Origin of the sequence: Collinsella aerofaciens (assembly GCF_015552075.1) — a bacterium.
GTDB classification, from domain to species: domain Bacteria; phylum Actinomycetota; class Coriobacteriia; order Coriobacteriales; family Coriobacteriaceae; genus Collinsella; species Collinsella aerofaciens_Y.
Genome location: NZ_JADNDZ010000064.1, coordinates 1 through 10246 on the forward strand (window position 1 = coordinate 1; position 10246 = coordinate 10246).

The window sequence follows — 10246 nt, forward strand, 5'->3', positions numbered from 1 at the left end:
CTGCGCAAGACGAAGGCCACATTAAGTGGCCTTCTTTGCGTGCGGAACTCGCGATCAATCAAATATATTGCGGGCGGGCACGCGGCCCTCTCGGGTTCGGGGCGCGACACACCGGACTGGGTTATCTGAATAAATATGGTGAAGGCCCCTTTCGGGGCCTTCTTTTTATAAAAATTCGCCTACTCGGTGGACTTCGGGTTCTAGGTCTACGTCGAACTGCTCTTTGACTTTGGCTTGGATGTCGCGGATGAGTTCGTCGACGTCGGCGGCGGTGGCGTGGTCGGCGTTGACGATAAAGCCGCAGTGCTTTTCGCTTACCTGCGCGCCGCCAACGGCGTGTCCTCGCAGGCCGGCATCCATGATGAGCTTGCCGGCAAAGTAACCCTCGGGGCGCTTGAAGGTGGAGCCGGCACTCGGCATGTCGAGCGGTTGCTTGTCCTCGCGACGCTGACGGTAGTCGTCCATGTCGGCCTTGATCATCGCGGCGTTGCCCGGGGCGAGATTGAAAGTGGCCGAAAGCACGATGAAACCGTCGTCGGCAATGCGGCTCTTGCGATAGCCCAGGTTGAGCTCGTCGACATCGAACTCGATGATGTTGCCGCTGCCGCGGGTGCCGTCGTCGAGCTGGCGAGCGGGTTTGTAGACGCGCACGGACTCCAGCACATCGGCCATGCAGGCACCGTAGGCACCGGCGTTCATGTAGCAGGCGCCGCCGACCGATCCGGGGATGCCCGAGATGGGCTCCATGCCGGTGAGACCGGCCTCGGCTGCCGCCGCGGCGACATCGGAAAGCAAGGCGCCGGCCGCCGCCGTGACGTGCGTGCCGTCGACCGTAATGTCGGAGAGGCCTTCGCCCAGCGCCACGACGACGCCACGGATGCCCTTGTCGCCGACGAGCAGGTCGGAGCCGTTGCCCACGATGGTAAGCGGCAGGTCGCAGCGATAGCAGGTATCGAGCGTGGCGACGAGGCCCTGCTCAGTATCGGGCGTGACAAAGACGTCGGCCGGGCCGCCGATCTTAAGCGTGGTGTGCTCGCGCATGGGCTCGCTCATCAACACGTTGTCCTCGCCGGCAACGCCAGCAAGTGCGCACAGCAGGTCCTCGTTAAAAAAGTCGTTCTCGTGCATACGAATATCCGCCTTTTGGTGGTCGTTGTCATCAATCGATTGCAATATACCCCACCCGGACGGATTTGGTGCGCTGGCGGCGATAAAACAGCCGTCTACCGGATTGGTAAAGTGTTTATCACCGAGGTAGAGGGGTAGTCGCTATACTTTCAAGAGATTGCGCGTAAACCCGGAAGGAGCGAGATGGCCAACAAAGTCACCCTCAAGCAGATCGCCCAGGAGGTGGGGCTTTCCCCCTCGTCGGTCTCGCTTGTGCTCAATAATCGGCCCTGTCGCATCTCGGAAGAAAACCGCAAGCTCATCAAAGAGGTCGCGGCGCGCAACCACTATGTTCCCAACCAGATTGCGCGTAGCCTGGTCATGCGCGAGTCGCGCACGCTGGGCCTTATCGTCCCTAACATCGAGAGCCGCTTTTTTGCCTCGCTTGCCGGCAGCTTGGAAAAGCGCTGCCGCGAGGACGGCTATGCGCTCTTTATTACCAGCTCGGGCGGAAGTGCCGACGACGATCTGGAGCTGCTGCGCCAGCTGGTGACGCGCGGCGTCGACGGTGTCTTTCTGGTGGTGGGTGACGAGTTCTCCGACGACCGCGCCCTGCGCGAAGAAGTCAGCCATCTGCCTATCCCTGCCGTGATGGTCGACCGTGCCATTGAGGGGCTCGAGTGCGACAAGGTGATGTTCGACCACGAGATGGGTGGCTACATGGCCACCCGCTATCTGATCGAGCAGGGCCACCGTCGCATTGCCTGCTTGGTTAACGCACGCCGTTCCAATACGGGGCGTAAACGACTTGCCGGCTATGAGCGCGCGCTGCGCGAGGTTGGCTTGCCTATCGACGCACGTTTGGAGTTTGAGAGCGAGTACTACATTCCGAGCGCCTACGAGGCCTCGGAGGCGGTGCTCGCGACCGACGCCACCGCCGTATTTGCAAGCTCGGATAACATTGCCCTCGGTTTGCTCAAGCGCTTGCACGAGATGGGGAAGAGCATTCCGGGTGACATTTCGGTCGTAAGCTATGACAACTCGGCGGCCGACGTTCTCTTTGAGCCAGCGCTGACGGCGATTGAGCAGGATCCGGGTGTGCTCGCCGAGCATGCTTTTGGCTGCATGTCCAAGCGGCTTGCCGGCAAGGGCGGCAGGCGTGCCGAAGAGGTGGTTTTGGAGCCTGCGCTCATCGTAAAGGACAGCGTGCTCGAGCTTACTAAACACAACTAAACACGTTTATCAATTCGTAGAGATCGATTGTGAAGTACCTGTGACAGGCAATGCCGCAGGTGAATGTCTCGTTTTGCCGATTCATAAGGCAAATAAGGATGATAAAACGTTTTTTCACCTTGATAAAACGTTTTAGCAAATATACTAGTCCCAACGAAAGGTTGCCGTATCGGAGGGTGACCGCGCAGCGAAGGGACATAAACAATGGCTAAAACACTGGGAACGCCGTGGCAAAAACTGGGACATGAGGTTCCGGCTTCCGAGCTCGAGGGTGTCGACCTGTATTGGCGTGCCTCGAACTATCTGTCCGTCGGCCAGATTTACCTTCGCTCCAACCCGCTGATGCGTGCTGACTTTGTCGACGAGAAGACCGGCGAGACGCGTGACTTTGGTCGTCCGGACGTTAAGCACCGCCTGGTCGGTCACTGGGGAACCACGCCCGGCATCAACTTCCTGTTCGGCCACGTCAACCGCCTCATCGCCGACCACAACCAGAACGCCATCTTCCTGATGGGTCCTGGCCACGGCGGTCCCGCCGGTACTGCCCAGTCGCTGCTCGACGGCACCTACCGCGAGATTCGCCCCGACATCACCGATGACGAGGCTGGCCTGCAGAAGTTCTTCCGCCAGTTCTCCTATCCCGGCGGCATTCCGAGCCACTTTGCGCCCGAGACGCCCGGTTCCATCCACGAGGGCGGCGAGCTCGGCTACACGCTCAGCCACGCCTATGGCGCCGTCATGGACAACCCGAGCCTGCTGGCCGTGGCCGTGGTGGGCGACGGCGAGTCCGAGACCGGTCCGCTCGCGACTTCTTGGCAGTCCAACAAGCTCGTGAACCCGGCAACCGACGGTATCGTTTTGCCGATCCTGCATCTCAACGGCTATAAGATCGCCAACCCCACTATCCTTGCCCGCGTGTCCGACGAAGAACTCACCAAGTTTTTTGAGGGCATGGGCTATAATCCGCACTTCTTTGTCGCCGGTTTTGACGACGAGAGCCATGCGAGCATCCACGAGCGCTTCGCCGCCCTGTTTGAAAAGGTCTTTGACGAGATCTGCGACATCAAGGCCACCGCTCAGGCCCAGGCCGCCGCGGGCAAGACCGTGGTCCGTCCGGCCTACCCCATGATCGTGTTCCGCACGCCCAAGGGTTGGACCTGCCCCAAGCAGATCGACGGCAAGAAGACCGAAGACTCCTGGCGCGCGCATCAGGTGCCGCTGGCGAGCGCCAAGGACACCCACGAGCACTTCCGCGTGCTTCGCGAGTGGCTGCGCTCCTACAAGCCCGAGGAGCTCTTTACGCCCGAGGGCCAGGTGCGCCCCGAGGTGACGGCCTTTATGCCGACCGGTGAGCTGCGCATCGGCGCCAACCCCAACGCAAACGGCGGTAAGGTGCGTCGCGAGCTTGAGCTGCCCGATATCCACGCCCACGAGATTCCCGTTGCCGAGAAGGGCCACGGCTGGGGCTCCACCGAGGCCGCCCGCGTCTTTGGTGAGTACACCGCCGATGTCTTGGCTAAGAACATGGACGACTTCCGCATCTTCGGTCCCGACGAGACCGCGTCCAACCGCCTGCAGGCTGCCTACAAGGTGACCAAAAAGCAGTGGGATGCCGGCTTCTACGAGGATGAGGCCAACGACGAGCTGCTGGCCGGCTCCGGCAAGGTCGTTGAGCAGCTGTCCGAGCACCAGTGCGAGGGCTTCCTCGAGGCTTACGTGCTCACCGGCCGCTCCGGTGTGTGGAGCTCCTACGAGAGCTTTGTTCACGTGGTCGACTCCATGGTCAACCAGCACTGCAAGTGGCTCGAGGCCACCAAGCGCGAGATTCCGTGGCGTGCCCCCATCAGCGGCCTCAACATTTTGCTGTCGAGCCACGTCTGGCGTCAGGACCACAACGGCTTCTCGCATCAGGACCCTGGCTTTATCGACCTGCTGCTCAACAAGGCCAACGATACGCATATCGTGAATGCCTACTATCCGGCCGACGCCAACATGGCCCTTGCCGTTGCCGAGCGCGTTTACCAGTCCACCGACTGCGTCAACGCCATCTTCTGCGGCAAGCAGCCCGCCCCGACTTTCCAGACGGTCGATGAGGCCAAGGCGGAGCTCGCCGAGGGCGTCGCGACCTGGGAGTGGGCATCGACCGCCGACTCGCTCGCCGAGGCCGATGTCGTGGTCGCCACCTGCGGCGACGTGCCGACGCTCGAGGCCCTGGCGGCAACCGATATGCTGCGCGAGCTGGGCATCAAGGTTTGGTTCGTCAACGTGGTCGACCTGCTCAAGATTCAGAACGTCTGCGAGAATGACCAGGCCATGAGCGATGAGCGCTGGGCTGAGCTGTTCGGCTGCGGCGAGAAGCCCGTGCTCTTCGCCTTCCACGCCTATGCCGGCACGATTCGCCGCCTGATCTGGAACCGCCCCGGCCATGACGCCTTCCGCGTTCACGGCTACGAGGAGAAGGGCTCCACGACCACGCCGTTCGACATGCTGCGCCTGAATAACATGGACCGCTGGGCCCTGGCCGCCGACGTGTTGCGCATGGTCGACGCCGATAAGTTTGCCGAGCAGATTGATGAGTGGGAGGCCTTCCGCACCGAGGCCTTTGAGTTCGCGTGCGACGAGGGCTTTGATCACCCGGCCTTTACCGACTGGGTCTGGCCCGACGCCGCTGCCGCAACCGCAGCCGACGGCGCGCTCTCCGCAACCCAGATGACCGCGGGCGACAACGAGTAAGTAGGCATCCGGGACGGTCTCGCGCTGGGGCCTGCTCCGGGCGGGTGCCCTTCCTCGGGGAAGTGGGCTTCGCGAACTTCCCCGAGGAAGGGCACCCGCCCGGAGCAGGCCCTCTCGGCCGTTTCGTTTTGCGGGGCTGAAAATTTTTAATGCAATGGTGACTTTGCTGATGCTGCCCTGGAGACTGCGCATCTAACTTTGGTCAGCTAGGATTACATTGCCGGGGCCGGGGCGGCCTGGTTAGGTTTGGGAAGTTCGCGAAGCCCACTTCCCAAACCTAACCAGGCCGCCCCGGCCCTCGTGGAATAGCTAAGAGGGGGAGTAGATGAGCTTTACGAGCGTGGCGTTGCAGATGGTGACGGTCTCTTTGCCGATCCTGTTGGGGTGGTGTATCTCCAAGCTGGGATTTATGAAGGCTGAGTTTGAGCGCGAGCTTTCGCGTCTGCTGCTTCAGGTGGCGTTGCCGTGCTTGGTGCTTTCGTCGGCGCTGGGTGACGATGTGCAGCTGCCGAGCGTTGCCGATACGTTTTCGCTCATGGGTTTGTCTATTGTCATGTATGTGGTGGCGATCGTAATCGCGTTTGCCGTTACCGCTGTCCTTCGTGTGCCTAAGGGAACCGAGTGCTCGTATCGCTTTGCCGTGCTCTTTGGAAATGCCGGTTTTATCGGGTTTCCGGTTGTTCAGGCGGTGCTTGGCAAGCAGGCGCTGCTCTATGCTTCGATTGCGCTCATCCCCCTCAACATATTTATGTTTACCGTCGGTGTCATGCTCTTTAGTGGCACACGAGGCGGCCTGAAGAAGCAACTGCGAAACCTTGCCGCTTGTTGCAAAAACCCCGGCCTTATCGCGAGCCTTGTTGTGCTCGTGATCGTGTTGACGGGTTGGACCGATTGGGGCGTGCTGGGCGATTCGATTTCCATCGTGGGCACCATGACCACCCCGGCGGCGCTGCTACTCATGGGTTCGTCTATTGCCAAGTATCATCCGCTCGATATGCTTACCAACTGGCGCGCCTATGTCGCCGTTGCATTCCGTTTGGTTGTCGTGCCCGTGGCGTGTCTTGCCGTGGCTCGCGTGTGGCCGGGCATGACGCCCATGTTTATCACAACACTCGTCCTCGAGATGGCAATGCCGGTTGGCAGCAACGGCACACTGTACTGCCTCCAATACGGCAAAGACGCCCGCCCCATGATGCAGTGCACCTTCCTGTCGATCATCTGCTCCATCTTGACCATCCCCCTAGTAACCATGCTGTGCGGGTAGGCATTCGGGACGGTCTCGCGCTGGGCCCTGCTCCGGGTGGGTTGCCTTGCTCCGGGAAGTGGGCTTCGCGAACTTCTCAGAGGAAGGCACCCGCCCGGAGGCGGCCCTCTCGACCGTTTCGATATGCGGGGGCTGATATTTTTTAATGTATTGGGGACATGGTTGTTGCTGCCTTGGAAACCGCGCGTCTAACTATGGTCGGCCCGAAATACATCGCCGGGGCCGGGGTGCCTGCTTTGTTTTGAGAAGTTCGCGGAGCCCACTTCTCAAAACAAAGCAGGCACCCCGGCCCTCGCCCGTACACTTTTCCGCTGAGCGCGTGATTGCCGCCGTGTACCGAAGGGTTGCCGTTGCAACTTCAAATTGGTGCTATATTTGGTCTGAGTTGTTTAATACTAGTACGGGAGGCTGATATGGGTCTGTTCAAGAAGAAAAACCCGCAGGATGCCTTTGATCCCGATGTGTTTACCATCACGGATACGATTTTGGACCCGCCGCGGTTTACGTTTTTGCCGGCTATCTACCAGGATGCCACGCGTCGCAAGTGGGCCGTGCATCAGCGCGGCGGCGAGCCGAAGATTTTTGACTATGCGGACGTGTTGCAGTGCGAAGTAGCCGAGGCGGGCGATCCGGAGGCCGAGGAAGTGGTCTCAAAACAGGAATTTGCCCAGCGTATCCTGGCAAATCCCGCTAAGGCGGCAAAAATGAATGCCGCCAAGCGTAATATGTGTCTTGGTATGGGCGTTGTTGTGGCGGTTCAGACGGGAAAAGACGAGGTTTCCAAATTAGAGATTCCCGTTATGACCGACGAAGTTAAACGCGATTCAAGTCTATATAAGTCGTATCGGAATGTCGCCGAGAAGATCAAGGCCGAATTTGATGCCATGGGAGGGCTGGCCTAATTTTGGCGGCATACGTTTCTGAATGAGGAGTCTGTGCAATGGCAGGCGAATCTTATGCAATCCCCCCCAAAGATCGTGCTGTTGAGGGAATTCTTTGGTATATCCAGCACCATCAGCTTGCCGGCGGTGATCGCCTACCGGCCGAGCGCGTGCTGTGCGAAGAGATTGGCGTTTCGCGTACGGCGTTGCGCGCCGGTATCACGCGGCTCATCTCTTGTGGAACGCTCGAGAGCCGTCGCGGATCGGGTACGTATGTGTGTCCTCCCAAGCCGCTGAACATCTTCCAGGAAACGTATAACTTTTCCGATGCTGTGCGGACTGCCGGCCTGCACCCCTCTTCTCGTCTGGTTTCCACCGGGACCATCGAGGCGGATGAGGCGCTTGCCGACAAGCTTGGGGTGGCTGTAGGCGCTCCTTTGCTTCGCATGCAGCGCGTTCGACTTATTGAGGGCGAGCCGGCGTCAATCGAGACGGCTCACGTTAACCTGTCCCTGTGCCCATCGCTTATCGAGCACGATTTTGAGTGCGAGAGCCTTTACGACGTCTTGCTCAAAGAAGGCGGCGTGCGCGTTGAGCATGGACGTGAGCATATCTCGATCTCGCGTTTAAACGCCGAAGAGGCCGAGCTTCTCCAACAAGAAGAGGGGACGCCGGTGTTCTATGAGAGCACGATTGAATTCGATGGGGGCATGCGCTTTGTGGAGCATTGCAAATCGGTGATTTTGCCCACGAAGTTCCGCTTTGCCGATAACGGTGAAAAGAATGGCATGAGGAGCGTGGCAGGTGAACAATGGCTGAAACAGTAGATGCCATCCCGGTTTATATGCGCATTCGACGCTGCATCGAGGAACGTATCGAGCGCGGTGCATATCCCACGGGTTCCATGATTCCGTCCGAAAAAGACCTCGCCGAGGAATTTGGTACGACACGCTTGACCATCCGAAGCGCTGTCGATGAGCTGGTTCGGCGCGGGCAGATTCGCCGTGTTCGGGGAAAAGGTGCCTTTGTGGCGCAGAAAGTACCTGCTTTTTTTGAACGCACGGCCGGTTTCCGTGAATCGGTCCGTGCTTCGGGCGGCGAGCCGTCCGTCCGTATTCTCGCGCGTTCCAAGCGTTATGCGGGGCCATATTACGCCGACCTGTTTGGCATCGCCGAGGACGACCTGCTCTATTCCGTTCGACGCCTGAACTGCATAAACGGTAGCCCCGTATCGATTGAGACGGCGCTGATTCCCTGCCTGCTGTTCCCAACCATCGAAGATATTGACGTGTCGGTCTTCAGTTTGTACGAGACCTATGAGATGCTGGGCCGAAAGCCAGTCATGGCACAGGAAAAGCTCGATATCGGGGCACTGGGCGCACGAGATGCCGGCCTCCTTGGACTGGAACAGGGCGATCTTGTTTTGCTTTTGGAATGCGTGAGCTATGACGCGAGCGGTCAGGCTATCGAGTATGTAAAGTCCTTCAATCGTGGCGATACGGGCGGCTACACCTATACGTACTAGCTGGTATTTTGTGAATAACGGCTGGGAAACTAACCAGTTTTGATCGTTGGGTCAGCTGTATATACAACCTTACATGGCTCAAAATCGACCGTTCGCCGATGGGGATAAATTAATCGACAAAGAGGTATCAAAAAGCCGTAACCTGTAACTGTGATTGGTATCAAATACTAATGATTTGTTACGAGGTGAGACGATGAAGATGCTCGATTACGTTCAGCTTGCCCATGTGCGTATGGGAGAGAACCTCGAGCGTTCGTCCGAGCTTGTAAGCCGGCTCGTCGAGATTTTCCAGTCCGCATCCTTTGAAGCGCTGCGCATTGTTGCTTCGGGTTCGTCCCGCCATGCCGCCGATTGCGCCCGTGATTATCTGCAGGATGCGCTGCAGATGCAGGTGTCCGTTGTGACGCCTGAGGCCTTTGTCGATTTCGAGCACACCTATCCGCAAAACGCGCTCAACATTGCCATTTCCCAGAGCGGCTATTCGACCAATACGATTGCGGCGCTCGATTACATGCGCGCCCACGATATGGCTGCAGTTGCGCTCACGGCAAACGTCGAGGCACCCATCAAGGAACACGCTGACATCGTTCTTGACTACGGTGTGGGCGTCGAGTCGGTGGACTTTGTGACTCTGGGCGTCGAGGTTCTCGTTGAGTATCTGGTACTCTTTGGTATTTACGGCGGTCAGGCGCGCGGAACGGTTGACGCCAAAGGCGTTGCCCAGCGTCTTGACGACCTGCGCGAGGCTATCCAGGCCAATGCCGTGATGTGCAAGACCGCCGAGGCATATGTCCAAGGCCACATGCTCGAGCTTTCTGAGCACATGCCCGCCATGGTCGTCGGCAACGGCCCCAACTACGGTGTTGCCGAGGAGGCGGCGCTCAAGCTGAGCGAGACCATCAAGATTCCTGCCATGCATCACGAAGGCGAGGAGTTCGTCCACGGTCCCGAAATGCAGATCGTTCCGGGCTATCTGGTGTTTATCGTCGACGATCCGCAGGGGTCGGAGCGTCTTGCGAATATCGCCGATGCGCTATCGAACGTTACGGCAAAAACGGTGCTGCTCACGGCCCATCCCAAGGGTAGGGCTCACGAGGTTGCGGTGCCTCAGGTGGCTCCGCTGCTCAGCGCAATTCCCAATCTTGTGTTCTTCCAGACGATTGCGGCCATGATCGCCGAGCGTCTGAAGTCATGGAACGTGCACCCGTATCTCGATGCCGTCTCCAAGCAAATGGAGGTCAAGGCAGAGGGCTACGAAGAGTCAGTCAATGCGCTTAAGGCCAAAGCGGCTGAGTGTTACGGAATGTAAGCGGGTTTTGATGCCCGTTGGCATGGGGGATGTGGAAACAACCCCAGAAAGGAGAGACAAATGAAGGAAACCGAGAAGATCGAGATCATGCATTTCGACCAGGAGGGCTATCTCGAGGACGGCAAGGCGCTCTACGAGACCGGCAAGAAGATGACCGCGCTCGCCGACAAGGTCGCCGACGAGGGCTACGACGC

Annotated in this window: 8 protein-coding genes; 7 read left to right on the forward strand and 1 reads right to left on the reverse strand. The window is 59.0% G+C overall.

Annotation, left to right across the window (positions count from 1 at the left end; all coding sequences use genetic code 11):
- Positions 1-165: 165 nt before the first annotated feature.
- Positions 166-1128 carry a UDP-N-acetylmuramate dehydrogenase gene (gene murB, locus I2D41_RS04440; protein ID WP_195363670.1) on the reverse strand — a complete coding sequence of 321 codons (963 nt, stop codon included), beginning with the start codon at positions 1126-1128 and terminating at the stop codon, positions 166-168.
- Positions 1129-1311: 183 nt separating this feature from the next.
- Between murB and I2D41_RS04445 the strand changes: the two genes are divergently transcribed.
- The 7 genes from I2D41_RS04445 (at position 1312) to I2D41_RS04475 (ending at position 10052) form a co-directional block, all read left to right on the forward strand.
- On the forward strand, positions 1312-2340 hold the full coding sequence (locus I2D41_RS04445; RefSeq protein ID WP_195363671.1) for a LacI family DNA-binding transcriptional regulator: 1029 nt from the start codon (positions 1312-1314) through the stop codon (positions 2338-2340).
- Between the two features lie 204 nt (positions 2341-2544).
- Complete coding sequence (locus tag I2D41_RS04450) at positions 2545-5073, forward strand: phosphoketolase family protein (RefSeq protein ID WP_195363672.1); 2529 nt, start codon at positions 2545-2547, stop codon at positions 5071-5073.
- A 325-nt stretch (positions 5074-5398) separates the two neighbouring features.
- Complete coding sequence (locus I2D41_RS04455) at positions 5399-6337, forward strand: AEC family transporter (RefSeq protein WP_195363673.1); 939 nt, start codon at positions 5399-5401, stop codon at positions 6335-6337.
- Between the two features lie 413 nt (positions 6338-6750).
- Complete coding sequence (locus tag I2D41_RS04460) at positions 6751-7239, forward strand: hypothetical protein (protein ID WP_152067822.1); 489 nt, start codon at positions 6751-6753, stop codon at positions 7237-7239.
- A 38-nt stretch (positions 7240-7277) separates the two neighbouring features.
- Positions 7278-8045: a GntR family transcriptional regulator gene (locus I2D41_RS04465; RefSeq protein ID WP_195363674.1), complete on the forward strand. Its 768-nt coding sequence runs from the start codon at positions 7278-7280 to the stop codon at positions 8043-8045.
- On the forward strand, positions 8030-8743 hold the full coding sequence (locus tag I2D41_RS04470) for a GntR family transcriptional regulator (protein WP_195363675.1): 714 nt from the start codon (positions 8030-8032) through the stop codon (positions 8741-8743). Before I2D41_RS04465 ends, I2D41_RS04470 begins: the two co-directional genes overlap by 16 nt.
- Positions 8744-8936: 193 nt before the next feature.
- Positions 8937-10052 (forward strand): SIS domain-containing protein, encoded by a 1116-nt coding sequence (locus I2D41_RS04475; protein WP_195363676.1) that lies wholly within the window; start codon positions 8937-8939, stop codon positions 10050-10052.
- Positions 10053-10246 lie beyond the last annotated feature (194 nt).